17 protein-coding genes are annotated in these 23408 nt (G+C 55.3%); 8 read left to right on the forward strand and 9 right to left on the reverse strand.

Annotation, left to right across the window (positions count from 1 at the left end):
- Positions 1-50 precede the first annotated feature (50 nt).
- On the forward strand, positions 51-692 hold the full coding sequence (locus tag TU86_RS08950; protein WP_048363939.1) for a dual specificity protein phosphatase family protein: 642 nt from the start codon (positions 51-53) through the stop codon (positions 690-692).
- A 31-nt stretch (positions 693-723) separates the two neighbouring features.
- Here the strand turns inward: TU86_RS08950 and TU86_RS08955 are convergent, their stop codons facing one another.
- Both TU86_RS08955 and TU86_RS08960 read right to left on the reverse strand, forming a co-directional pair.
- Complete coding sequence (locus TU86_RS08955; protein ID WP_048363940.1) at positions 724-2721, reverse strand: M3 family metallopeptidase; 1998 nt, start codon at positions 2719-2721, stop codon at positions 724-726.
- A 292-nt stretch (positions 2722-3013) separates the two neighbouring features.
- On the reverse strand, positions 3014-4063 hold the full coding sequence (locus TU86_RS08960) for an aminopeptidase (protein ID WP_048363941.1): 1050 nt from the start codon (positions 4061-4063) through the stop codon (positions 3014-3016).
- A 111-nt stretch (positions 4064-4174) separates the two neighbouring features.
- Between TU86_RS08960 and TU86_RS08965 the strand changes: the two genes are divergently transcribed.
- Positions 4175-4591, forward strand: coding sequence for a PA0061/PA0062 family lipoprotein (locus TU86_RS08965; protein WP_048363942.1), 417 nt, complete (start codon positions 4175-4177; stop codon positions 4589-4591).
- A 3-nt stretch (positions 4592-4594) separates the two neighbouring features.
- Here TU86_RS08965 and TU86_RS08970 read toward each other — a convergent pair whose 3' ends face one another.
- Complete coding sequence (locus TU86_RS08970) at positions 4595-4828, reverse strand: DUF1161 domain-containing protein (protein ID WP_048363943.1); 234 nt, start codon at positions 4826-4828, stop codon at positions 4595-4597.
- Between the two features lie 158 nt (positions 4829-4986).
- A complete protein-coding gene (locus tag TU86_RS08975; protein ID WP_048363944.1) occupies positions 4987-5418 on the reverse strand; it encodes an OsmC family protein in 432 nt (143 codons plus the stop codon).
- A gap of 216 nt (positions 5419-5634) precedes the next feature.
- On the opposite strand from TU86_RS08975, the gene TU86_RS08980 reads away from it, so the two are divergent.
- Both TU86_RS08980 and TU86_RS08985 read left to right on the forward strand, forming a co-directional pair.
- Positions 5635-6639, forward strand: a complete 1005-nt coding sequence (locus TU86_RS08980) for an LLM class flavin-dependent oxidoreductase (RefSeq protein ID WP_048363945.1) — start codon at positions 5635-5637, stop codon at positions 6637-6639.
- A gap of 108 nt (positions 6640-6747) precedes the next feature.
- Positions 6748-9672 (forward strand): RHS repeat-associated core domain-containing protein, encoded by a 2925-nt coding sequence (locus TU86_RS08985; RefSeq protein ID WP_053075997.1) that lies wholly within the window; start codon positions 6748-6750, stop codon positions 9670-9672.
- Between the two features lie 39 nt (positions 9673-9711).
- Here TU86_RS08985 and tauD read toward each other — a convergent pair whose 3' ends face one another.
- Genes tauD through tauA form a run of 4 tightly spaced genes read right to left on the reverse strand, consistent with a single transcriptional unit; the run spans position 9712 to position 13240 of the window.
- Complete coding sequence (tauD, locus tag TU86_RS08990; RefSeq protein ID WP_048363946.1) at positions 9712-10545, reverse strand: taurine dioxygenase; 834 nt, start codon at positions 10543-10545, stop codon at positions 9712-9714.
- 56 nt (positions 10546-10601) lie between these two features.
- Positions 10602-11441: a taurine ABC transporter permease TauC gene (tauC, locus tag TU86_RS08995; protein ID WP_048363947.1), complete on the reverse strand. Its 840-nt coding sequence runs from the start codon at positions 11439-11441 to the stop codon at positions 10602-10604.
- Complete coding sequence (tauB, locus tag TU86_RS09000; RefSeq protein ID WP_048363948.1) at positions 11438-12232, reverse strand: taurine ABC transporter ATP-binding subunit; 795 nt, start codon at positions 12230-12232, stop codon at positions 11438-11440. The genes tauC and tauB overlap by 4 nt, the downstream gene beginning before the upstream one ends.
- A 27-nt stretch (positions 12233-12259) precedes the next feature.
- The gene (tauA, locus tag TU86_RS09005) at positions 12260-13240 is read right to left on the reverse strand and encodes a taurine ABC transporter substrate-binding protein (protein ID WP_048363949.1); all 981 of its coding nucleotides are present in this window, start codon (positions 13238-13240) and stop codon (positions 12260-12262) included.
- A gap of 499 nt (positions 13241-13739) precedes the next feature.
- Here tauA and TU86_RS09010 point away from each other — a divergent pair, with 499 nt between their 5' ends.
- A complete protein-coding gene (locus TU86_RS09010) occupies positions 13740-15086 on the forward strand; it encodes an OprD family porin (RefSeq protein WP_048363950.1) in 1347 nt (448 codons plus the stop codon).
- 294 nt (positions 15087-15380) lie between these two features.
- Positions 15381-16019: a peroxiredoxin gene (locus TU86_RS09015; RefSeq protein ID WP_048363951.1), complete on the forward strand. Its 639-nt coding sequence runs from the start codon at positions 15381-15383 to the stop codon at positions 16017-16019.
- An 81-nt stretch (positions 16020-16100) separates the two neighbouring features.
- Here TU86_RS09015 and TU86_RS09020 read toward each other — a convergent pair whose 3' ends face one another.
- Positions 16101-21443, reverse strand: coding sequence for a dermonecrotic toxin domain-containing protein (locus tag TU86_RS09020; protein WP_157395887.1), 5343 nt, complete (start codon positions 21441-21443; stop codon positions 16101-16103).
- 311 nt (positions 21444-21754) lie between these two features.
- On the opposite strand from TU86_RS09020, the gene ssuE reads away from it, so the two are divergent.
- Both ssuE and TU86_RS09030 read left to right on the forward strand, forming a co-directional pair.
- The gene (gene ssuE / locus TU86_RS09025) at positions 21755-22348 is read left to right on the forward strand and encodes an NADPH-dependent FMN reductase (RefSeq protein WP_048363953.1); all 594 of its coding nucleotides are present in this window, start codon (positions 21755-21757) and stop codon (positions 22346-22348) included.
- Between the two features lie 81 nt (positions 22349-22429).
- Entirely contained in the window at positions 22430-23395 is a 966-nt protein-coding gene (locus TU86_RS09030) for a sulfonate ABC transporter substrate-binding protein (protein WP_048363954.1), read from the forward strand.
- Positions 23396-23408 lie beyond the last annotated feature (13 nt).

A 23408-nucleotide genomic window follows, 5' to 3' on the forward strand; every position in this document is an offset into this window, starting at 1 on the left:
CGCACGCTCGTCGTACTTTCCCTGATCCCTATAAAAGCGGTCGAACTGATATGGCGAAAAAACGGATTTTCCCTGCGTTGTGCCTGACCTGCCTGATGCTTGGAGCACAGCCACAGGCCCAGGCGGATGAACGTCCGATGCTACGGCCGCAACAATGGGCGCAACCCGTTGCCACGCAGTACAACCTGTATCAAATGTCTCCCACGCTGTACCGCAGCGCATTGCCCGACAGCACTGCCCAGCCCCTGCTGGAAACGCTGCACATTGCGACCGTGATCAATTTTTTGCCCGAGGCTGATAGCACCTGGTTGAAAACGCCCGGCGTCAACCAAGTGCAGTTGCCGTATCGCACGAACCATGTGGACGACGAAGATGTGTTGTCGGCCCTGCGCGCTATTCAGACTGCTCAGGCGCAAGGCCCAGTGCTAATGCACTGTAAGCATGGCGCTGACCGCACGGGCTTGATGTCTGCGATGTATCGCGTGGTGGTGCAGGACTGGAGCAAGGAAGACGCCCTGAAAGAGATGACGCAAGGCGGCTTTGGTGACAACTCGCATTACAAGGACGGGGCCAACTACATGATGAATGCCGACATTCCTAAACTGCGTTCTGCTTTGAGCAGTGGTGCTTGCAGCACTCGCCCGTTTGCTTTGTGCGTGGTTTTGAACGCGTTGAAGCCCACCAAGGCGTAATACCTGCTTTCTGACAAGGAGACACATTGCATCAGAACCCCTTGGCGGGTGCTCCCATGAAGTGCTCAAAGGACTCAAGGAGCGAGCGCTCGTCCCCCGGAGAGAAAAATGCATCTCTGAAGGCTTGCCCTGTGTTTTGGTTGAAAATACCGTCGTTCTCGAACTTGGCGAACACTTTCTGTGCCAGGCTTTCAGCCCACTCATAGGTGTAATAGCCCGCTTCATAGCCTGTGACCATGTAATCGAATGTATTGGCGAATTGATCGTTTTCTGGCCAGCCCAAGGGCAGGGCTTCAGTCCTTGCATGGCGTAACACTTGCTGCACGGTACGTCCGTCGCCAACGCTTAGGTGCACCTCAAAATCAAACTGCGAGCGGAGCAGTTCGGTGGCGGTCTCCAGGGCCGCGGTTACTTTTCTCGCATCCAGCAGCCGTCCAACCTGCTCACTGCTAAGGGCTTTGGCTGTTTGATAGTGACGTGAAATCCACAGCAGACAAGCAGGTGACAAGCACCATTGCTCCAGCATCTTTCCTGCGAACTCGCTGGCATCTTTACCCATGTGCAGGATGCTCGACAGTTCGCGCACATCGCTGAGCGTCAGAACCTGTTGCAGGCAATGGCCAAATTCATGAAACAACATGCGCAGCTGCAAGGGGCTTAACAAGCACGGTGTGGTGTCACTGGCAGGCGAGAAGTTTCCATGGAAAATGGCCACGGGCAATATGACGTTGCCCTGTGCATCGATACGGCGGTCACGCGCTGCTTGGGTCCAGCAGCCATCTGCCTTGGGTTCGCGAAAGAAGGGATCGATATAAATGTGCCCAAGCAGGGTGTGTTTATCCCGGACTTCGAACAGCATCACATCGTGATGCCAAGTACTGAAGCTGAGTTGCGCGACCAATTGAATGTCAAACAGTCGCTGGACGATCAGGATCAAGCCGTCAAGCACATGGTTGAAAGGAAAATAAGCCTGCAGTTCGGCGTCAGACATGCCGGACAGTTGCGCGCTTAGTCGATGAGCCACATAAGGGTAGTCCCACGCCTGGAGCGTCGAATACCCCAACGAACTGGCTAATGCCTTCAGCGACGGCATCTGTGCAGCGAGTTGCGGCTTTTTATGTGCATTGTTTGATTTTAAAAAGCCCATAACCTGTTCAGTCGACGTGGCGATCTTTGTTTGCAAGCTCAACTGGGCGTAATTGTCGTAGCCCAACAGGTGAGCTTTGTGATGACGCCGCTCCAAGAGTTGCTCAAGGATAGGCCCATTGTCGTTGTGACCTGCCATGGGGCCATGATCCGAAGCGCGGCAGCTATAAGCCGTTAACAGTTCCTGACGCAGCGCCCGGTTTTCACACTGCGCCATGACATCGTTGTAAATCGCCTCTTCGTCCAGCGTCAGTAACCAGCCTTCGCGCCCGGTCGCTATGGCTTTGAGTGCGAGTTTATTTTTGAGAGGCTGGCTCAGCCCGGCTAACAGGGACTCGTCAGAGATCAGTTTGCTCCAGGCTCTGCTGGCCACCTGCACGTTGGTGAAGAACGTGTGTTCAAGTGACTGGATGTGTTCGTTGAGGGTTATCAAGGCTGTTTTTTGGTCGTCCGCAAGGTTTAGGCCTGCGGCGTTAAACGCGTTGATCTTTTTCGCCAGTAGTGTCTTTGCGGCAGGCGATAATCGCTGCGCGGCTAATGTCTGGTAAGCCTTGAATAGCCCCAGGCTTTGGGTCACTTCAACGTGCCAGTCGCTGATGAGGGTCCAGCACTCGCTGGCGATGGCCTGCCAGTCATCCGTTTGGGGGATTAGGGCCAAGGTGACCAGCACATTTGAGGCGTCATCCACGCGAGCGCTCAGTGCGTCCATAGCCAGTACCAAGCCGCTCCACGTAGGCGTCTGTGCCTGACTTGAAATGATGAGTTCTACAGCGCTGCGATTTTCGTCAAGGATCCGCGTGATGGCAGGCTTGAGGTGCTCAAGCCTAATGTGTGCATAGTTGACGAGATTATGGGGTTGTAAAAGCGGGTTGCTGTCATTCACGTGCAAACTTCCTGTCTGTGTTGAGCGTGGCGAGATAGCCACCATCCGTGAGGCACAGACTAAAAGTCAGATTCAGCAACATGTCATACAGTGCTACCGCGAATCGACTGGGTTTTGGGGGTACGGCACAGCTAAAAAACGGGGGGCGAAGCGGCCGCCGACAGGTTGTGTCTGAAATGGCGTCGTTTTGCGAGTTACAAAGATGTCAGCGGATAAAGCACATACGCTCGTGATCACGACCTGCTTTGTAGGGGCGTGTGTTTAATCTGAACGCAGTGTGTGAGCAGGCTTTTCAGGGGGTGTTAGATAACTGGCGTAATGCCGCCTTGCGCCGCTCAGCGGGCAGCTTTGCGAGGTGTTCTACCTCGGTATAGAACGTTGGCCAGTCGCTCGTGCTTTTTTTGAATAGTGCTGCAAAAGCAGGGACCCATTGATCGTAGAGGCCAAAAGGCAGCAACTTGGCGTTATTCATGGGGGCATAGACCCACGCGTCAAAGCGTGTGTTACCACTCCACTGCTGATCACGTAACTGACGGTAGGCTTCGCGCATTCGCTCAAACTCTTCAGCTTTACGTTGGCGCATTTGCGGGGCTGTTAATGGCTGTTCGTAAAGCTGCTGCAAACGTTGTCGGGTTTGCAGCACCAGGCCAATGAATTGATCACGTTGCTGCACTGCGCGCATATCTGGCGAAGGCAAGCCTTGCCGGGCACGCCATTGGCGGGTGCCCTCCTGCTCGACGAAGGTGGCGAAGGACTCATTGAATTCAGTGTCGTCTTTGACATAGAAACGCTGGTGCGCCAGTTCGTGAAAGATCACGCTGGCAAGGCGCTCATCGCCCCAATTGAGCATGGTGTTGAGGATGGGGTCATCAAACCAGCCCAGCGTTGAGTACGCTTCAACGCCCCCCACAAATACGTCCATGCCTTGTTGGCTTTGCAGGGCGGCTTCTCCCCGCGCGCCGCCCACTGAGTAATAACCACGGTAGGCCACGCACCCGGCAATCGGGAAGCAATGGGTCACAGGGTTGAGTGAAAACGGGGGCGTGGCGAACACGTTCCACACCACATAGGGCCGCTTGAGGTCGGCGTACACGCGATAGCTCGGGTTGTCTGGCAGGTGCAAGTGTTGACTGGCAAAGGTGCGTGCTGCCTGGGCTTTGACCAGTTGTTGACGCAGGGCCGCAGGGCGTTGAGGGTCGGCGATCACCGCGGCCGCCGGTTCGCGGGCCTGCAAAACGTGCAGTTGGCCGCTGGCCAGTTGCGAGTAGTAGCCCAGGCTGGAGCAGCCATTGAGTAAGGCCAGTGCAACGAGGGTCAGCACACGGCGAGCAAGTGGTGTCATACAACAATCCAGAAGAAGACTGCCGCAAGCCTAGCGCCTGAGCAGGGCTGCACGCCACAGCATTGCGGATCGGCGCTATGCTGGCACTTCAATCCCTCATGGAAAATGACTATGCGCACGTATTTGTTGCTGGGGATGGCTTGCCTGCTGAGTGCGTGTGTCAGTACGCCACTGCCCAAGCCGGACCCGAACCTGGCGTGGGTTGACCTCGAAACGCAAACCGGCAAGCTGGTGATGGCTGAACGCCTGGATCATCAACGCATGACCGACGGCCGCTATTTTCAGGTTTCACCGGGTAGCCATGAGCTGATGGTGCGCTTTGATTACGAGGTGTTTATCGGGGGCATGAGCCAGTTCAGTAACCCACAAGAACGGCTGTGCTACATCACGCTCAATTACGCCGATTTCCAGCCTGGCCAGCGCTACCGTTTGCAAGCGCGCTCTTTGGGGTTCAACGCCTACGCCCGGCTCTACAGCGCCGAGGGCAAGGTGTTGGCACAAGAGCGGCAGGTCAACTGCTTGCCGTAGCGATCAATTGTCGTTCTTTTGGTAGATGATTTTTTTGGTGCCGTTTTCGCATGTCCCGACCACCATGTTCTGATCGTGGACCTCTTCATTGCTCACGATTTCAAGCGTGTAAGAGGGCACATTGTTGGCTTGGATCTTGGCCTCGATCTCCGCTTTCAATTCTTCGCAAGGCTTGGGTGCTGCCCATACTGAAGTGGCCAAGGCGCTACAGATGACAGCCAGAGCAATACGTTTCATGGTGAGACTCCCTTGATAGCAAAATGCAACGTCATAGGTTGACGCCAATGCGGCTCATTCGATCACATTTGGCAACATTTATGACTGATCCAAGGCATCGCAAGCCATGTCGTCATCGGCCCGTACCCTAGCAGGCGGGCCGATGGCGCCATGTCCAATCAGCTCAGCAAGGTCGCGTCGAGGGTGATTTTTGCGTTGAGGACCTTCGATACCGGGCAGCCTTCTTTAGCCTTGGTGGTCAATTCGGTGAATTTTTCTTGGGTGGCACCCGGCACTTTGGCTTTGAGCACCAAGTGCACGGCAGTGATGGCAAACCCCCCATCGACTTGATCCAGCGTGACTTCGGCCGTGGTGTCGATGGTGTCGGCTTTGAGTCCGGCATCGCCAAGAATCATTGATAAAGCCATCGAGAAACAGCCGGCATGGGCGGCGCCGATCAGTTCCTCCGGGTTGGTGCCTTTGCCGCCTTCAAATCGGGCCTTGAAGCCATAGGGCGCGTCACGCAATACGCCGGTTTCAGTGGAGATGGAGCCGATGCCGGTTTTAAGATCGCCTGCCCAATGAGCCGATGCTGTCTTTTTAATACTCATGCGTGCCTCCTGAAGAGCGGCGTGAAGGTTTCACGCCTTGTGTAGAGTTGTGAGGGTAGTCGGCGGCACAAAGTTCATCCTGTCAGACCAATCGTCTTTTTAGGTAACTCATTTCATAGGTAGCTATTGAAACTCGGGTATATGCCCATATTGCAAAGAACACTGGCAGGTTTTGGCGAGCGTCTTGGCCTGCGTCCCACTAGGAGTAGCTGGTTGATGAAAACCCTGTCCGACATCAAATTCTCGACCCTTGACCTGGTGCCTGTGCGTGAAGGTGGCAGCCCCGCGCAAGCGCTGCGCAATTCGCTGGATCTGGCGCAGCACGTTGAACAGTTCGGCTACAACCGTTTTTGGGTGGCTGAACACCACAACATGGACGGTATCGCCAGCTCGGCCACGTCGGTGCTGATTGGTTATTTGGCGGGAGGTACTTCGACCATTCGTGTGGGTTCGGGCGGTGTCATGCTGCCCAACCATGCGCCGTTGGTCATTGCTGAACAATTCGGCACCCTTGAAAGCCTCTATCCGGGAAGAATTGACCTTGGGCTGGGGCGTGCCCCTGGCTCCGACCAAATGACGGCGCGCGCACTGCGTCGGGAACGGTCGGGAAGCGCCGATGACTTCCCCGAAGATGTGGCTGAGCTGATGCGTTATCTAGGCCCACGCGCCCCGGATCAGCGCGTGATTGCCATGCCGGGCACTGGCACCAATGTCCCGGTCTGGTTGCTTGGTTCCAGCCTGTTCAGTGCGCAACTGGCGGGTGAGCGCGGCTTGCCTTACGCGTTCGCTTCACATTTCGCTCCACGCCTGATGCACGAAGCGATCCGCGTTTACCGCAATCACTTCAAACCTTCAGCCGTGCTCGATAAACCCTACGTGATGCTAGGCGTACCGTTAGTGGCTGCCGACACGGATGAGCAGGCAGAGTATCTGGCGACGTCTGTGTATCAGCGCATTCTGGCGTTGATGCGTGGGCAAAGCCTGGTGCAGCGTGCGCCTGTCGATACGATGGACGGCCTCTGGCTGCCCCATGAGAAAGACGCGGTGATGAGCTTCCTCGGCTTGGCGATGGTCGGCAGCCCTGAAAAAATCCGGGCCAAACTGGCCGTCCTGGTTGAGCAGACGGGCGCGGATGAACTGATTTTTACCTCTGACCTCTATGAGCACGCCGACCGCATTCATTCTTATGAGTTGCTGGCGCAGGTCATGAAGCAGGGTTAAGCGCGGCAGGTTTTTTACAGCTCTCCCTTCAAGCAATAACTATTTACCACCTGACGACCCTTCGGGGACGTCAGGCTGGCCTGACCTTGTTCCCCTCAGGTCATGAGCATGCCTTCTTCTTTGCACCATCACACGCCGGTTTTAACAGCCTTTGACCCTCGCGGCTTGAATGTTCGCAGTGTGGCGTATCACCGAACGTCATCTGAAGTGCCGGCTCAGGCGCGTGTGAGTTGTCAGGTGCATGGGGCCAGCGGTTTTTTGCTTGAGCAGTGGGACCCGCGCTTACACGGCTTACGTCAGCGCGAACCGCAAACCCGCTCAAATCAAGGCAGCCATTTCAGTCTGTCCGGGCACCCGCTGCTCACCCGCAGTGTTGATGCCGGTAGCCGCTGGATTTTGCGCGGGGCCGCAGGTCACGTGCTCACCCGTTGGGACTCGCGTGGCGGGCGGCAACGTTATGAGTTCGATCAAGCGTTAAGGCTGACGTCGTCCTTTGAGCAAGGCGCCAATGACGCGCGGGAACGTCAAGTCGAGGCGTTGGCTTACGCAGGCAGTACTGCGCAAGATCTGGCTGCTAACCGTTGTGGCCGGTTGATCCGTCACGATGATGCGTGCGGCACATTGCACTACGAACACTATGCGCTCACGGGGTCGCTGTTGAGCGAGCAGCGCAAATTTCGTCGCGGCCTTGACCCTGTGGACTGGCCGCTCTCAGTGCTTGAGCGCGATGAGGCGCTGCACCCGCAGGGCTTTACCACGACGTGGCAATACGATGCGTTGGGTGGCGTGGTGGCGCAAATCGATGCCAAGGGCCATTGCCAGCACACCGTTTACGGCATTGACGGGTTGTTGCGTGAGAGTGCTCTGACCCTCAAAGACGGCGTGCGCCAAGTGTTGCTCGATCAACGCGTGTGTAACGCCAGCGGCCGGGTTCAGTCGGAGCGCGCGGGCAATAACGTGATGACGGTTACACACTATTCTGCGTTCGATGAGCGTCTGGAGCGTTTGGTCGCATACCGCTCGGGCCAGTCGCATGCGCCGTTGCAATCGCTGGATTATGAATACGATCACGTCGGTAATGTCACGCGCATCCGGGATACTGCCCAGCCCGTGCAGTGGTCGAGCAACACGCAAATCAGCGCGGATAGCACGTATGTGTATGACTCGCTGTATCAACTGATCCGTGCCACGGGCCGAGAAAATGCGCATAACGGGGCGGGTCCCGCGCTACCTGAATATGTGGGCTTTGGCGCAACGGATGACAGCGTGTGGCGTCGTTACACGCAAAACTACCGCTATGACGAGGGCGCCAACTTGATTCACTTGCAGCATCAAGTGAGTTCGGGGCAAGGCTATAGCCGCACCCTGGAATTGGCCAAAGGCAGTAATCATGGGTTGCTTAACCTCGCTCCGGCACAGATGCCGGTTAATCCGGGGCTGGGCAGCGGGTTTGATTTGAATGGCAACCAGCAAGCGTTGCAGGCCGGGCAAACGATGCATTGGAATGTTGCCAATCAACTGGCCAAAGTTACCTTGGTACACCGAGATAACGCTCGTGACGACGACGAGGTGTATGGGTATGACGCTTTGGGCCAACGTGTGCGAAAAGTGCGCACTACATTGGCCGCTCATCGGACCCACACCCAACAGGTCCTGTATCTGCCGGGTCTTGAGATACGCCACGATACTGCCAGCGGCGAACAATTAAACGTCATCACCGCTCAGGCCGGGCGTTGTGAGGTGAGGGTGTTGCAGTGGGAACATTGCCGAGCGCAAGCCTCGTGCGATACGCAGCAACGCTTCAGTCTCTGTGATCTTGTGGGTAGCAGTACGCTGGAGTTGAATGACCAGGCGCAGATACTCAGTCAAGAAAGCTATTACCCCTTTGGTGCGACCGCGTGGTGGGCTGCCAGGAGTGAGGTTGAGGCTTCTTACAAAACCATTCGTTATGCGGGCAAAGAGCGCGATGCCAGCGGGTTGTACTACTACGGGTTCCGCTACTACGCCCCTTGGTTGCAGCGTTGGATCAGTCCGGATCCCATTGGCAATGTAGAGGGGTTTAACCAGTACGCGATGGTCTCCAATAACCCGGTCTCACAAACGGACAGCTTTGGTTTGCACGGGGCCTCTGTTGATACCAGGCCAGAGCGTGTTCAGGCGCTTGACCGTTTCTTGCGCGAGCACTTTCCGGGTGTCTACCCCCAAAGTCTGGACACCTTTGCATACAGATACAGCCTCTCTCAAGGCCCGCATGCCAGCATCATCAATGCCGTACGCACTGCCGGGTATAGCTTTGATGAAATAGATGTTTACAACACCTCTGTGAGTATTAAAGCCACCAGGCCGGCCAATATCATGGCGGGGCTGACCGAAGTGTATGTGGCGTCCTCCAGTTACTTTAACGAAACAGCCAGGTGGATGACCAACCCGGTGATTAACCCTGACCCGGGTGTATGGGGTGGACCCAATATCGTGTCGACCTACGAGAGCATGCGACCGGCGGACTGGGGCATGTTTGATGCTCAGGAAACGGGTATGAGCGATGCATTGAGTATCAGCCGAAAAGAAGCGGTCACGCTGTTCAATAAACTGATCAAGGGCAATCCCGCAGGGCAGGCCACCACTTACAGTGGGCGCAGAGTGAGTGATGTCGGGCTTAACGCATTGGCGGCCCAGGCCCGAGAAGGAAAGACCCTGCGCACTGAACAGTTCTTGTCAGTCAGTGACTCGCTGAGTGTGGCCAAATCATTTGCCATGGGCACTTACGACAGGCGCCCAGGCCCTCTGCACCCCGTGATGCTGACGATTAAGGGCGCGCGCGCGATGAAGCTGGCATCACCGGTCAATGAAGCTGAAGGGGTGTACCCGTTGCAATCAACGTTCACCCTCCACCCGGCGGGCTTTTCCGAAATGATGACTCAGGCGTATGTCCCGAGCGCGACGCACTTTATTTTGCAGGAGGTGATGGTCCCCAAGGCTCAGCGAAAAAATTTGGCCTTTTTAACCGATCCACGGGGGAGAAGCTGGCATTGAGCGACATCACCACGGCCAGTCATGCTGAGGTGTTATTGATCAAAACGGCGCATCGCCCAAAATAGTGGCGCGATGCATCACGCGTCGGTTCGGACGGTAGTCATCCACAGCGTAATGCTGGGTGACGCGGTTGTCCCAAAAGGCCACATCGTTTTGCTGCCAGCGCCAGCGAATGGTGTATTCGGGGCGGGTGGCGTGGGCAAACAGCAGCTTGAGGATTGCTTCGCTCTCGGCCTCTGAAAGCTCGTTGATCCGCGTGGTAAAACCTTCGTTGACGAACAGGGATTTACGACCGCTGACCGGATGCGTGCGAATCACCGGGTGTGATAGCGGCGGGTTGTTTTTACGGGTTTGATCCCAACGGGCGAAGTCTTCGGGGGTGGAGCCAAAGCGCTCCAGCGGGAACGATTTGGTGAAATCATGTGTGGCCGTCAGCCCATCCAGCAGCCGTTGCAGCGGTTTTGATAACCCTTCGAATGCAGCAATGCCACTGGCCCACAATGTGTCACCGCCGAACGCAGGCAGTTGTTTGGCGCTCAGCACGGCACCCATGGCTGGCGTTGGCAAAAATGTAACGTCGGTGTGCCAGACCGCGTTGTCGCGTACATCGGTCACGGCGGTGTCCAGCACCAGCACTTCTGGCTGTTCGGGCACGTTGGGGTAAATCGGGTGAATGTGCAAATCGCCGAAATTGGCTGCAAAGCGTGCTTGCTGTTGCGGGGTGATGGACTGGTTCTTGAAGAAGATCACCTGGTGAGTGAGCAGCGCTTGTTCGATGGCATCACGCTGTTCGAGGCTCAACGGCTGAGTCAGGTCAACGCCTTCTATTTGGGCGCCAAGGGCAGAGCTAAGTGGGGTAAGGGTCAGGCTCATGGTTATTCTCTTCATCAGCGCGCCGATTGATCAGCGTCGTGTTTTATTCGAAAAATTTAGTGAGCCTGGCCGTGCCACGGCACCAGCTTGCGTTGCAGGGCGCGCAGTCCCATTTCCATGGCGAAGGCGATGATGGCTATCACCAAAATCCCCAGCACCACCACATCGGTGACCAAAAACTGCGCGGCGGACTGCACCATAAAGCCCAAGCCACTGGTCGCAGCGATCAGCTCGGCCGCCACCAGGGTCGACCAGCCCACGCCCAAACCAATGCGTACGCCGGTCAAAATGTCAGGCAAGGCGCTGGGCAAGATCACATGGCGAATCAACTGCCAACGGCTGGCGCCCAATGATTGCGCAGCGCGTACTTTGGCCGGGTCGACGGTGCGTACGCCGGTGGCGGTGGCAATGGCTATCGGGGCGAAAATCGCCAGGTAAATCAGCAGCACTTTTGACAGCTCACCAATGCCGCACCAGATCACGATCAATGGCAAATAGGCCAGCGGCGGGATTGGCCGATAGAACTCGATCAGCGGGTCGAAAATGCCCCGGGCAATACGGTTATGGCCAATCGCGATGCCCACCGGGATGGCCGTCAGAATCGCAAAGCCCAGGCCCAGCCCGATGCGGCTCAGGCTCGCACCCAAGTGCTGCCACAAGGTTGAGTCCATGTAGCCTTTTGTCGCCAACAACCAGCCTTTTTCCAGCACGGCCGAAGGTGGCGGTAAAAACAGCGGCTCGATCAAACCCGCGGCGGTGACGGCCCACCACAGGGTGATCAAAGTGATCAGGGTCAGCACACTGATCCCGCGGGTGCTCAGGCTGCGCTTGATCGGGCGTGGCGCATGGGGCACGGCGACCGGAGCCTGGTTGCTTGTCAATTCATAACTGCTCATGCGTGCTCCTGCCGCTGAGCGGCGCCGCGTTGCGAAAACACGCGTTCAAGCACGTGCTCGCGGGTTTCAATAAAGCGTGGGTCTGACTTGATCGAACGTGCCGATTCTCCCGCGTTATAACGCTGGCCGAAATCCAGCGTCAGGCGCTCCACAATACGGCCGGGGTTGGGGGCCAGCAGAATCAGGTCGGTGGCCAAAAACACCGCCTCCTCGATGTCATGCGTGATCAGAAATACCGGTTTGGCAGTGCGCTTGCACACTTGCAGGAGCAGCTCTTGCATTTGCTCGCGGGTAAAGGCGTCGAGCGCGCCAAAAGGCTCGTCCATCAGCAATACCCGAGGGTCGGCGGCCAAGGCGCGGGCCAGACCTACGCGTTGTTTTTGCCCGCCCGACAGTTCCCAGACGCGGCGTTTTTCAAAACCGGACAAATCCACCAGGGCCAGCATGTCGCGAGCACGTGTCTCTCGTGGGTCGCGTGCAACGCCTGCCAGCTCCAGGCCGAATGCGACGTTGGCCAGCACATCTTGCCAAGGCAACAAAACATCATCCTGAAACACCACGCCACGTTCGGCGCTTGGGCCGTGAACCGCAGCCCCGTCAAGGGTGATGCGTCCACCACTGGGTTCGACAAAACCTGCGATCAAATTCAATAACGAGGTTTTGCCGCTGCCCGACGGGCCGAGTGCAACCAGCAGTTGCTGAGGGCCGAGGTTGACGGAAATATCCGACAGTACCGGCTCAGCAGCGCCCGGGTACTGTGCGCTGATGCGCTCCAGTGATAACAAGGCCATGACGGGCGACTCCTGAATCAGCGTGAGTTATTGGGCAATGAAGCGGGCGTTTACTGAAGGCGCGTAATCGGGCAGAACGGCGTCAACCTTGCCTTGCTCTTTGAGGAAGGCCGCAGTATCAGCCAAGGCTTTGGTGGTGGGTGCGCCGAGCAACACCGCTTGGTCGGTGGCCAGCGGGTACACGTTGCCTTGCAGCAATAAAGGGATGTCAGCGGCTTTGGCACCTGAGAGCTTCACCAGTTTGTCGACGTTGCTCTGATTGGCCAGCCAGGCTTTCGGGTCTTTGTGGTAGTCGGCGTAGGCATCCAGGGTCACCTTGGCAAACGCCTTGACGATGTCCGGGTGTTTGGCCGCGAAGTCTTTGCGCACGATCCAGGCATCGAAGGTCGGTGCGCCTAATTTGCTCAGCTCGCCCGAGGTGATCAGGACCTTGCCGTTTTCTTTGGCGGTACCCAATGCCGGGTCCCACACGTACGTCGCGTCAATATCGCCGCGCTTCCAGGCGGCAACAATCGCCGGCGGTGCCAGGTTCAGAATCGTCACGGTTGAGGGGTCAATGTTCCAGTGCTTGAGCGCGGCCAGCAGGCTGTAGTGCCCCGTGGAGACAAAGGGTACGGCGATTTTCTTACCGACCAGATCCTGTGGGCTGTTGATACCCGAACCATTGCGGGCGACCAGGGCTTCAGCGCCGCCGATCTGGGTCGCGATCAAAAAGGTTTCAACCGGCACCTTACGGGTGATGGCCGCGGTCAGCGGGCTTGAACCCAGGTAGCCGATTTGCACGTCACCCGACGCAATGGCGGCAATGATGTCGGCGCCGTTATCAAATTTTCTCCATTTAATGTCAGCTTGAGTGGCCTGCTCATAAGCACCGTCGGCCTGGGCAACTTTGGCCGGGTCTACGGTGGTTTGGTAAGCCACGGTGACGTCGCTGGCAGCCTGTGCGAAGAAGCTGGTCATCGCCAGAGACAAAGCCGCCAGAAGGCGAAGGGGAGAATGCAGTTTCACGATGAAGCTCCTCGACAGGCGGCCGGAGATCGGCAGAGTGCGAGGTTAAATGATCTAAGAAAGGCTAAATAAATAACTTTTAAGCATTAGCTTATGAGGTTCTGCATCCCTCAATCCCGCGCGCGTAACACGACTGATGCGGGCTTTTTTTCTACAGCTGATCTTCCGCGCAGCGTTATACCTTTAGGGACTTAAAAATTTCATAAAATTCTGTTTAGAAATTAGACCAAAGGCCGATAGCATCCCTTCACCCGAGCGTAGGAAGTTTCTTTGTATATAGCTATTCGGTCTGAAAAGTTTATAAATAAACCTTTTTGGGCTTAACCAAAAGCCATTACCCTACGCACAAATGACGGATGACTAGACAAAGGTCGTAGACATGAATGGTTACGATTGACTTGTCAGTCACGGTCTGGCGCTAATCGCGCATCTCTAGCACCGAAACGTCAGATTTCGGGTTAAAGAACTACAAAAATTAGAAAAGCAAAGGAGCAAGACAATGAACAAGTCCACCTTGGCCGTGGCTGTGGCCGTAGGTTTGTTGGCGCAACAAGCAGGCGCTGCCGGCTTCATCGAAGACAGCAAGGCAACCCTGAAGCTACGCAACTTCTACATCAACACCGATAACCGCGACTCGGGTACCAAAGCGGCTGGCGCTCAGAACAAGCAGGAAGAATGGGGCCAGGGCTTCCAACTGGACTACACCTCGGGCTTCACCCAAGGCACGGTCGGTTTCGGTGTGGATGCCATCGCGCTGTTGGGCGTGCGTCTGGATTCGGGTGGCGGTACTAATGGTGTTGGTTCGTACGGCGGCACGGTTTTCCCGAGCAAGTCCAACGGCGACGCGGTAAATGAATATTCCAGCCTGGGCCTGACAGCCAAAGCCAAGATTTCCCAGACCGAACTGCGTTACGGCACCCTGATGCCCAAACTGCCGGTTATCTCCTATAACGATGGTCGTCTGCTGCCTCAGACCTTTGAAGGTGGCCAAATCACCTCCAATGAGTTCAAGGACCTGACCCTGATCGGTGGTCAGATCGAACACGTTAAAGGCCGTAACTCCAGCAACAACGAACAGATGTCGATTGGGGGTGCGAACGCTCGCACCGCCAACAGCAACAAGTTCATCTACGCCGGTGGCGACTACAAGGTCACCAAAGACCTGTTGCTTCAGTACTACTACGGCAACCTGGACAAGTTCTACAAACAGAACTTCCTGGGCCTGGTACACAACTGGTCGATCGGCCCTGGCGTGTTGAAAACGGATCTGCGTTATTTCAACAGCCGTGATGACGGCAAAAACGGTTATGACTCCTCGTACTTCAGCAACGGCGATTACAGCAACAGCGTGCTGAAAAACGGTAAAGGTAAAGTTGATAACAACCTGTACAGCGGCTTGTTCCTGTACACCGTTGAAGGTCACACCTTTGGTGGTGGTTACCAGGTGAGCAACGGCAGCAGCGACTTCCCTTGGTTGAACCAGGGCGACGGCTCGTCGAACTACACCATCACTGACATGCAAATCCAGAAGTTCGGCCGTGCCGGCGAACGTACTTGGCAAGCTCGCTACTCGTATGACTTTGCCAAGGTTGGCGTACCGGGCCTGACGGCCGGTGCGGTGTACCTGCGTGGCGATAACATCGACACCTTTGGCAAAAGTGGCCAGACCAGCAATGGCGCCTCCGAGTGGGAACGTGACATCACGGTGGCCTACGTGGTGCAAGAAGGTCCGTTGAAAAATCTGGGTGTAATGTGGAAAAACGCCATGTGGCGCAACGACATTGCCGGCCAGCGCGATCAGGACGAAAACCGTCTGATCGTCAGCTACTCGATCCCGTTGCTGTAATGCGGGCGTAGTGCAAAGGTAAGAAAAATCCTGCCCGGCGCAATGCCGGGCAGGGTGTTTACCGAAGACCAGAACGATCAATTCGCAACACATTAATAGTCGCAGCTCCCTGCCGCTCCCCTTGCCTAAACCTGAGTCCAGAGTGGACCCGGTGCTTTGGTGCGTCCAATGAAACAGTTTTTAATATTCGTTTCAGATCTAAATAAATCGTCATTTATTCTTTTTAATTAAGTCATGCCGCAGGCAGAGTGAACGCTCACTGCCTCGCCATCTCTTATAAAAAGGAACTGCACCATGAGCCTTAGACTCGGCGATATCGCCCCCGATTTCGAACAGGATTCCAGCGCTGGCAATATCCATTTTCATGAGTGGCTGGGCGACAGTTGGGGCGTGTTGTTTTCGCACCCGGCGGACTTCACCCCGGTGTGCACCACAGAGTTGGGCTTCACCGCCAAACTCAAAGATGAATTCGCCAAGCGCGGCGTCAAAGCCATCGCACTCTCCGTTGACCCGGTGGACTCGCACCACAAGTGGATCGACGACATCAACGAAACCCAGCACACCGTGGTCAACTTCCCGATCCTGGCCGATGCCGATCGCAAAGTCAGCGACCTCTACGACCTAATCCACCCCAACGCCAGTGATACCCTCACCGTGCGCTCATTGTTCGTGATTGATCCGAACAAAAAAGTTCGCCTGACCATCACTTACCCGGCCAGTACGGGCCGCAACTTTAACGAAATTTTGCGCGTGATCGATTCGCTGCAACTGACCGACAGCCACAAGGTCGCCACCCCGGCTAACTGGCAAGACGGTGACGATGTGGTGATCGTGCCGTCTATCAAAGACGAAGACGAGATCAAGCAGCGTTTTCCCAAAGGCTATCGCACCGTGAAGCCCTATTTGCGCCTGACGCCGCAACCGAACAAGTAGTGCCTGGCCACCGCGATTGATCGACTGAAGTAAGCATCCAGTTCAATCACGGGGACCGTGTTTGCCCGGTGAAACCTATGTTCAGGGATGTACGACAGGTTGATAGCGCTCAATATTGCCGCCCAATCGACTGATCAATAGCGTGAGGGAATCCGCGTTACTAAGAATGACATTGAAACGACTCTGCGGGTCGGCTAAAAAAATCAGGCGCGCCTGATCCAGTGTCGAGGCGCCCGTCTCCGCTAGAATACGGTCTTGGATACGGGCAGACAGACTGGCAGGTGGCGTGTTGGTTGAGGTATGGCTTATGAACAGATCACTAATGGTTGTCGACCTGGACAATGCCGTGGCTTGCATACTCGAAATCTGATCAAGGATGTCATGAAATGGCGCAGCGCTGTTTTCGAGTAATTCGATGTAAGGGGAACTAGCGTTCATGTAGGCAATGTCCACGGTCTTTGCCGTTTGATGAGACACCTCATGAATAAGCGTGGTCGCACGAAAGTGCAGATTGAAGTCGAACGGCGGGTTGGTGCGTTTTAACCCCAGCATGATCCCTGTGTTGAAAGGATCCTGCACAGTCTGAAAGAACCCTTCGTAAATGTAGATGTACTTACGCGTGTCGTCGGCCAGTATGAAGGCCAACTCAGCGTTATTAGCGGGTACGTGGCGAAGTACGACATAGCGCTCGGAGGTAAGGGGGTTCATTGAGGGCTTTAGCAAGCGGCCTAAAATGGAGTCAATGGCGGCTTTAATTTTTTTGATTTGCTGGGGTGTAAGGCTAGGGCTGCCGAAAAAATCTTCAAGCCACTGACGGTGCTGCTCGAATGGGGAACCCGGCTCATACAGGCGCTTGAGTACTCTTTTTGCCTCGATCAAGTATTCAATCGCCTGCTGGTGAGCCGCCTCAATCGCAGCGGCTTTGGCAGGATAAAGCCTACGGATCTGTGGCATGCCTTCTGCTTCAGTCACCACGTTAGGAAAGTTTCTTGCGGGAGATGCATGCCTGGACAGTATTGGCCCGCCACCTAATAAAGGCTCACGTGGATCTAACTCCCAGCGCTTCTGGCTATCACGTTTTAACGCCGGGCCTGTGCGGCCTTCACCGATATCAATGCGCCAGCGTTGAAGGTCTTTTTTAACCTTATAAATATTGCCGCTCAATACGATGTAGCTCGTCTCGTTGGCCGCGTTGCTATAAATGCCGGTTTCTTCATTGAGGGTCATTTCATGAAGGGAGACGAGGTGATCAATATAGGGTTGTAGCGCATTCAGTTGCCGGGTCTTGAGAAATGAAGCCTCGCTAGCGTGACCAACAGGCTGATGGGCAACCGGGGGTTCAAGGGGCACTCCTACTGGATGTTCACGCGGCTTTTGGGCGGGCGCGCTTCGCACGGTTATCAGCATCATCATGGAGGCTACAAAACGGGTTAGCGCTTCGCCCCAGTGCCCTTCGGCAGCCGCGAGTACCGACGATTTCAATGTGTCTTGTGTCTGCCAAACGGTGATGGGTAGGCTGAGCTTGCCGGGCAAAAACATGAGGGCTGTTTCAGCGATCAAGGAAAGCAGGGTTTTGAACGAGGTCCAGTCGGCTTCTGAGGTGGTGACGGACTGCTGTTTGGCCATATCCAGCAACAAAGCAGTGTTGTCGTCGTACAACGTCAAAAATGCATTGCCTTCAATGGCCTCGCCTGAGAGCGTGACCGGAGCAGGTGTTGAATACACATCAAAGCTGAAGAAGTCTTGAGAGATGTAGGTGACGTGCGGCTCTTTAAAACCGCCGTTATCATATTTTTTGCGGATGTAGGGTGTGAGCCTGCTCAGAATTAGCGATTGCAGTGTCGCCCGCGAACACAGGTCCAAAATAAAGTGCTGTTCATCGGGATACTCCTTGAACGAAAAATCCTGGTTGTAAGTGGCCCACACCACAAAAGGACCTTCACCAGGGGCTTGGGGGCTGATCACATACACCCCTTTTACCGGGTCAGGGGTCGCGTCGCTGGATGTGCACAGCTGTAAGCGCCGCAACTGGATGCGCTGACCCTTCACAGATTCCCGTGCTCCGCCATCGGGCATATTCATGACCTGTTCAATACAGCGGTAGGCAGCGTCTGTGAGCTGGCCTGCCAATTTACTGTTGAATGCGGCTTCTAGCACTTGGAGAGGCAGGTGATTGCAGAACATGCCGAACCGTGCCGCATAGTCCGGTTTGCCACGGGGTAATTTCTCAGCCAGTAAGGTTCGGTACTGAGTACCGATGTTTAATTGTCGGACCAGGTCTTTCACTGCCGACGCATCGAGTTCAGGCGGTAATGGTTTCGCGCTTAACGAGCGGAGTGAAAGATGTCCTGTCAGTTGTCCAAATCCGCGAAGCGCATACGCTGACAGCGGTTGCACCGATCTGGACACGGCCCCGCCCAAGGATGCAATTTGTGCCGTCCAGGCGGGTGATGTGGTGACGGTAATGGTCACCTCAATGTCATGAGGGTCAAGTTCAGCGTGCGGGTAATCCGCGCTCAGTTGTGTTTTGAGTGCCTTGTAGGCGAAGTCGTTGATATCGGGAATATCGTGCAAATAATCGTTGTTGTCCTTGACCACATCCCGGTAACGCTCCAACAACGTTGCGTATTCAAGCTGGTCCTGTAAGGGGGCTTCTTTTAACGCTTTTGGCAGGGCCGCCTCAAACAGTAGCGTGTCAGTGTATTGAATGAGGGACGTGATATTGAAACTGTGGCGGATGCGCTCTTTGTAATTAAGAACGCTGTCTTGAAACACAGCACTTGGCATATTGATTTCGATGGCTTGGTCCACCACCGCCGACAGGTCTTGTATATGTTGTTGGGTGCTGCTGCGCGATAAGGATTCTAAAAAGTTGTCCTGGATAACTTCAAAACTAAAAAGGCCATTGCTATCGGCCAGCAGCATCGCCCTTTTGGCAAGCACTGTCGCCCGTTGAGCACGGCCCAGGGTCGACATTAATGCTTCGCCCTCTACGTCATCAAAAAGCCGTTTGCGCAAGGCTGCCTGGCAGTCTGCGAGACTGGCGAAAACTTCGAACTTCTTGGCCGGTGACCAAAAATAAACGCGCCCGCAACACGACGCGTCCATCCCCCCGCGCTCTGTAATCAGAAAACATTCTTCAAGGGTGGCGCTGATGCCAGCCTGGGACGAATAAAGCGTGACGCTAAACACATCGGACACAAAGTGGTAAAACGACCTGCGCTGATCCAGTTGCAGACCTAAGTTGAACATTTCTATGCAGCTTGCGTCGTGCGGTGAGAGCGTGGGTTCATATTGATAAAAATACAGCCCTCCAGCCCATAGGTTTTCCAGGCGTAAATCGACCAGTTTTTTAATGCCGGTCTTGGGTTGTTCAGGCAGAGCAGGCCGCAGGTTGTTTTGTTCGTGCAACAGCGTCTCGGCGAAGTAATCGATCAGTGCGCCACTAAAGCCATCCGCCATCGAGAATAAAATCCGATGAATCGCTGCACTTTCGTTGTCGTCGAGCAGGGTGGCAGGCGTGCCGGCTTCGTTTTTTATTTGATATTGCACACGGGCGTTCTTGGCCGGTAACGGCGCATGTCCCGTCACATGCTCTAACAGGCTGTCAATCAGGGTCAACGGTGTTGCAGAGGGGGTGTGCGGCGCGGTGTCATACACCTCGATGTTTTCAATATCCAGAGGGCGTTTGTTGGTGCTCGACCAGTGTTGAGCGAACCGTTTTTTAATGAAGGAGGCGATACTGGGCGAGGCGGCCAGGAAACTGTCGAGTTGTCTATCAAGTGCCTGCAAATCTTTTTTAATTTCCTGAACAGAGGATTTCAGAGAATTTAATAGTTCACCGTCGATGACGGTGGTGGTTTGCCCCACGCTGAAATGAGTGCACCAGCGCTGCTGATTAAACCGTGGTATCAGCGCCGGATTCACCAAGGCGCGAATATCCAGTGCATCCTCCAGCACCGCGGATACCAGGCTGGCATAGTCTCTGGCGGTATAAGAACTCTGTAGAAAGTCCAGATTTTTTATCCAGGCGGATAAGAAGTTCACATCAGAGATTATTTTTTGCAAAAGCCGTTCTTCGACGGTTGCAAACACGTTGCCATGAATCAAGGTATGGCCGAACCCAAGCGGCGGCTCTAGCGTTAAAGCTGCACGATCAATGCGAGCCATATAACGCGCCAAGAAAGGCTCCATGCCGTCGGGGCCATAGGCTCTTTGCGGGGACAGTAATGCCTTCACGCGAGGCAAAACGGTGAGCACGAAATGCGTCCACGAGTCAAAAAACTCGAGCCCCCTATCCGTCATGACAATGAATTGACCGTTTGTGTCGCCTATATAGATGCCATACCACCCCTCCCAGGCGATGGGTGAAAAGAGCGTTTGATTAATGTGCAGTAAGACACACTGTATGGGCGCCCCGTTGTTTAGATAGAGCCCCCCAAACAGGTGGTTGAACATGTTTGAACTCACGCGGTTGGAATGTCGCGCCTCAAGCAACTCGCTCAAAAACCGGTCACTCAACTCGTAGACCAGTGTGGTTTGCAACGTGGGAAAGGGCAGTTGAAGAGTGGTCCAGGACGCAAGGAGTTCTGCGGCAAGTTCGGCGTCCAGATGACGGGCGGTACTTGCAATCATGCTTATCAGTTCGAGTTCAATTTCACTGCGACTTTTGATGACTTGCAGGTTACAGGTTGTCGAGGACCTGTATTCAACAATTTCACTGTCGACCATAGTGCCTTTCAAGTAGTACTCAAATATCCAATTCACTATCGGGTGCTCAGCAACGAGCGGGGTCATTGCGCAGGTTGTTTCCAGTGAATCCGTCGATGGCCTGGTTGTGCGGACGGCTGCTTGAAGTTGTTTAAACAGGGCAGAGCGCGCAGAGGGCAGTTGGGAGAACAGCGTCACCGTCAGGAATCGGTCGGCGTCGATCTGTGCGTTAAACAGCTCACTCATACTTTCAAACACATCGCTTGTAATACCTTTCTTTTCCAGAGGCGTGTCGATGTATTGCGTTAAACGATGCCGCATAGAGAAAGGCGTTGAATACATCAGCGCCGGGTCTGCATTAGTCAGTCGTTGGCGAATATCTGCGACCGCCTCAGCCCAGAGGTTAAATTTTCTAAAGCCATCTACCAGCGAGTAGAGGTAGTAACGGTTTGAGTCTTCTGGTTCAGCACAGAGCAGGCAAACGCCTTTAAAGGTAATAGAGGGCGTAGTGGGATGCCGGAAACCGATATGGTGCGCATACCCCCTTGTCTCACCCTGAGCGGGCAGGTCTTCGCGGGGTGTTATGCAAGCTTCAACCCATGCTTTTTCAGCCAACGTGATAATGCCTTGATCAAGCGCCTCACGCGCATGGGTCAGAAAACGCTCTTTTATAGAGAGAGGTGAATAAAAAGTGCTCGCTGGTTTCTCGCTCATGTCGCATTCCTTGTGAGTAATGACCTGCACCCTATGTCGCGTGACGCGCAGCTGGGCGGTACATAACTGTTATTTGTTTGCGTGCATGGGCATCTGACATGCGCCCGTAAACCGCCGGTACGGCGCTGTTTCAATGAGGTATCGAATCCAGGCGCAGCGAGCTGATTGAAGCGGACTCCTTCTTATTCGTTTAAGGAATAAATAAATGAATAAATATGATTTATAGATATAAAAATCCCCTGTTATGGTCTCTCCACTCAAGCGAAAACGCTGACAGCGGTTTGCACACATTCATGCAAGGAAATGCCTAGATGCTGGTTGTGACTCTCGGAGGAAGCCCAAGCCAACGATCCCGCTGCGGGGTGTTGCTGGACCGCGCCAAAGGTTGGCTCAACCGCCAAGGCGTCGAAGTGGTGAGTTACCAGGTGCGCGATTTCCCGGCTGAGGATTTGCTGCATGCGCGGTTCGACAGCCCGAAAATCATCGACCTGCTGCAACAGATCGAAAACGCCGACGGGTTGGTGATTGCGACGCCGGTGTACAAGGCATCTTTTAGCGGCGCCCTGAAAACCGTCCTCGATTTACTGCCTGAACGCGCCCTGAGCCACAAGGTGGTGTTGCCCATTGCCACGGGCGGCAGCATCGCCCACATGCTGGCGGTGGATTACGCACTTAAACCCGTATTGTCGGCGCTCAAGGCCCAAGAAATGCTGCACGGCATCTTTGCCGATGACAGCCAGATTGCTTATGGCGAAGGCAGCGCTCAAGCACAGTTGGCGCAGGTTTTGGAACAGCGCTTGAACGAGTCGCTGGAGCAGTTTTACAGCGCGCTGGCCCGTCGCCCCAAGCCGCTGGACCCCAACCTTCTCAACGAGCGCCTGGTCGCGGCTCGCTGGAGTATCTGATTTAACGCTTTCCCCACCTTACTGACCCGCTAACGGCTCGGCAGGTGCAACCCGAATCTCGAACAACAAAAGGAGAGCGCCATGCGCCCTGTCATTTTGCGTCGAGGTCTGGTCGCACTGTTAGCTGCGGCTGTGTCCTTCGGCGTCGTGTTAGAAGCTCAAGCAGATGCCCTGCGCATCGGTTATCAAAAATACGGCACGCTGATGCTGCTCAAAGCCAAAGGCACGCTTGAAAAGCGTCTGGCCGAGCAGGGCGTCGATGTGCAGTGGACTGAGTTCCCCGGCGGCCCACAACTGCTGGAAGGCTTGAACGTCGGCTCGATCGACTTCGGCGTTACCGGTGAAACACCACCGGTGTTCGCCCAGGCTGCGGGCGCTGATTTGCTTTACGTTGCCTACGAGCCACCGGCGCCCACCAGCGAAGCGATTCTGGTGCCCAAGGACTCGCCGATCACCTCGGTGAAAGACCTCAAGGGCAAAAAAGTCGTACTGAACAAAGGCTCCAATGTGCATTACCTGCTGGTGCGTGCGCTGGAAGACGCGGGCCTGAAGTACACCGATATCCAGACAGTCTTTCTGCCTCCCGCGGATGCGCGTGCGGCGTTCGAACGCGGCAGTGTGGATGCGTGGGTGATTTGGGACCCGTACCAGGCCGCCGCCGAGCAACAGTTGCAAGCGCGCACCCTGCGTGATGCCAGCGGTATTGCAGACAACCATCAGTTCTATCTGGCGACCAAGCCGTATGCGCAGCAGCACCCCAAGGTGATCGAAACCTTGGTCGATGAAGTGCGCAACATTGGCGAATGGGCCAAAGCCAACCCTCAAGAGGTGACCCAACAAGTGGCGCCGCTGTTGGGGTTGTCGCCCGAGATCACCCTTACAGCCGTCAAACGCCAGGGTTACGGCGCACAGTTCTTGACCCCGGAGGTGATCAACGCACAGCAAAAAATCGCTGACAGTTTTTACCAGCTCAAGTTGATCCCCAAGCCACTGGTGGTCAAAGACGTGATCTGGACGCCCCCGGCCGCCGTGGCCAAAGCCCTCTAACGCTTGCCGTACC

The organism is Pseudomonas weihenstephanensis (assembly GCF_001043055.1).
GTDB classification, from domain to species: domain Bacteria; phylum Pseudomonadota; class Gammaproteobacteria; order Pseudomonadales; family Pseudomonadaceae; genus Aquipseudomonas; species Aquipseudomonas weihenstephanensis.

Excerpts from the sequence above, each read along its gene's own strand:
- TU86_RS08950 (WP_048363939.1), top strand. The coding sequence starts at position 51 with ATGGCGAAAAAACGGATTTTCCCTGCGTTGTGCCTGACCTGCCTGATG.
- TU86_RS08960 (WP_048363941.1), bottom strand. The coding sequence starts at position 4,063 with ATGACACCACTTGCTCGCCGTGTGCTGACCCTCGTTGCACTGGCCTTA.
- TU86_RS08965 (WP_048363942.1), top strand. The coding sequence starts at position 4,175 with ATGCGCACGTATTTGTTGCTGGGGATGGCTTGCCTGCTGAGTGCGTGT.
- TU86_RS08970 (WP_048363943.1), bottom strand. The coding sequence starts at position 4,828 with ATGAAACGTATTGCTCTGGCTGTCATCTGTAGCGCCTTGGCCACTTCA.
- TU86_RS08975 (WP_048363944.1), bottom strand. The coding sequence starts at position 5,418 with ATGAGTATTAAAAAGACAGCATCGGCTCATTGGGCAGGCGATCTTAAA.
- TU86_RS08980 (WP_048363945.1), top strand. The coding sequence starts at position 5,635 with ATGAAAACCCTGTCCGACATCAAATTCTCGACCCTTGACCTGGTGCCT.
- TU86_RS08985 (WP_053075997.1), top strand. The coding sequence starts at position 6,748 with ATGCCTTCTTCTTTGCACCATCACACGCCGGTTTTAACAGCCTTTGAC.
- tauD (WP_048363946.1), bottom strand. The coding sequence starts at position 10,545 with ATGAGCCTGACCCTTACCCCACTTAGCTCTGCCCTTGGCGCCCAAATA.
- tauC (WP_048363947.1), bottom strand. The coding sequence starts at position 11,441 with ATGAGCAGTTATGAATTGACAAGCAACCAGGCTCCGGTCGCCGTGCCC.
- tauB (WP_048363948.1), bottom strand. The coding sequence starts at position 12,232 with ATGGCCTTGTTATCACTGGAGCGCATCAGCGCACAGTACCCGGGCGCT.
- TU86_RS09010 (WP_048363950.1), top strand. The coding sequence starts at position 13,740 with ATGAACAAGTCCACCTTGGCCGTGGCTGTGGCCGTAGGTTTGTTGGCG.
- TU86_RS09015 (WP_048363951.1), top strand. The coding sequence starts at position 15,381 with ATGAGCCTTAGACTCGGCGATATCGCCCCCGATTTCGAACAGGATTCC.
- TU86_RS09020 (WP_157395887.1), bottom strand. The coding sequence starts at position 21,443 with ATGAGCGAGAAACCAGCGAGCACTTTTTATTCACCTCTCTCTATAAAA.
- ssuE (WP_048363953.1), top strand. The coding sequence starts at position 21,755 with ATGCTGGTTGTGACTCTCGGAGGAAGCCCAAGCCAACGATCCCGCTGC.
- TU86_RS09030 (WP_048363954.1), top strand. The coding sequence starts at position 22,430 with ATGCGCCCTGTCATTTTGCGTCGAGGTCTGGTCGCACTGTTAGCTGCG.